Here is a 1,705-nt window from a genome sequence, read left to right on the forward strand (position 1 = left end):
GCGGTGGCGGGGCGTCGTTCTGCGGCGGTGGCGGGGCGTCGTTCTGCGGCGGTGGCGGGGCGTCGTTCTGCGGCGGTGGCGGGGCGTCGTTCTGCGGCGGTGGCGGGGCGTCGTTCTGCGGCGGTGGCGGGGCGTCGTTCTGCGGCGGTGGCGGGGCGTCGTTCTGCGGCGGTGGCGGGGCGTCGTTCTGCGGCGGTGGCGGGGCGTCGTTCTGCGGCGGTGGCGGGGCGTCGTTCTGCGGCGGTGGCGGGGCGTCGTTCTGCGGCGGTGGCGGGGCGTCGTTCTGCGGCGGTGGCGGGGCGTCGTTCTGCCGCGGTGCGGGAGCGTCGTTCTGGCGCGGTGGCTGGGCGCCGCGAGGTAGTTCGGTGACGGCGTTCGAGCGGGCGGTCCGGCCGGTTCTCTTCCGGATCGGCGGGGGAGACGCGGAGAAGGCGCACGAGTTCACCCTCGGGCGGCTGGCGGGGCTCGGGGCGGGTGCCCGAGGGCTGCTGCGCGGTCGCTACGCGACCGACGCGCCGGTCGAGGTGTTCGGGGTTCGGTTCCCGAACGCGGTCGGGCTCGCCGCCGGGATGGACAAGAACGGGCTGGCGCTGCCGGCGTGGCCGTCGCTCGGCTTCGGATTCGTCGAGGTCGGCACGGTCACCGCCAAGGCGCAGCCGGGGAACGACAAGCCTCGGCTGTTCCGGCTCCGGGACAGCGACGCGATCATCAACCGGATGGGCTTCAACAACGCCGGAGCGGCGGCGCTCGCCGCCCGGCTCGAGGCGCTGGGGCCGATCGGGGTGCCGCTCGGCATCTCACTCGGCAAGTCCAAGGTCACGCCGCTGGAGGAAGCGGTCGAGGACTACCTGACGTCCTACCGGCTGCTGCACCCCTATGCCGACTACATCGCGGTCAACGTCTCGTCGCCGAACACGCCCGGCCTGCGCTCCCTGCAGGACAAGTCGGCCATCGCCGACCTGCTGGCCGCGCTGGCCGGGGACACGCCGGTCCTTGTCAAGATCGCCCCCGACCTGACCGAGCCGGCCATCGCGGAGCTGCTGGAGGTCTGCCTCAGCCACGGCGCGGCTGGGGTGATCGCCACCAACACGACGCTCGCCCGAGACGGGTTGGCACCGGCCGATCAGCCCCGGGCCGCCGAGGCCGGTGGCCTTTCCGGCGCGCCGCTGACCGAGAAGGCCCGCAAGGTCGTGCACTTCGTGCACTCCGAGACCGGCGGCCGGCTGCCGATCATCGGCGTCGGCGGGGTGATGACTCCCGGCGACGCCACCGCAATGCTCGACGCGGGCGCGTCGCTGGTGCAGCTGTACAGCGGATTCATCTACCACGGTCCCGCGCTGGTGCGGGGTGCGGCGCGGGCGGCCGCGGCGCATCGAGCGCACGCGGCAGCGGAAACCCGATGACCACCCGCCCGGTGAGCGAGCACTCGCCCGCCGGGCGGAAGTCAAGGTGCCGCCGCCGCAGGACGTCGCCGCATGGGCGCCGGTTGCGGCCCGTGCGCCGGTTGCGGCCCGATCTTGGCGACTTGGTGTTCGCACGGCGCAGAAAGTCGCCAAGGTCGCGGGTGGGGTGCGCGACCCCGGCGCGATCTTGGGGAGTTGGTGTTCGTACGGCGCAGAAAGTCGCCAAGGTCGCGGGTGGGGTGCGCGACCCCGGCGCGATCTTGGGGAGTTGGTGTTCGTACGGCGCAGAAAGTCGCCAAGGT

At 73.7% G+C, this 1,705-nt stretch carries 1 protein-coding gene; it reads left to right on the plus strand.

Features of this window, described 5'->3' with window-relative positions:
• The first annotated feature begins 365 nt into the window (after positions 1–365).
• Complete coding sequence (locus tag AB0E90_RS24355) at positions 366–1,403, plus strand: quinone-dependent dihydroorotate dehydrogenase (protein ID WP_360410166.1); 1,038 nt, start codon at positions 366–368, stop codon at positions 1,401–1,403.
• Positions 1,404–1,705: the final 302 nt, after the last annotated feature.

The sequence above is a fragment of the Actinoplanes sp. NPDC026619 genome, assembly GCF_040638295.1.
In the GTDB taxonomy this organism is placed as follows: Bacteria; Actinomycetota; Actinomycetes; order Mycobacteriales; family Micromonosporaceae; genus Actinoplanes.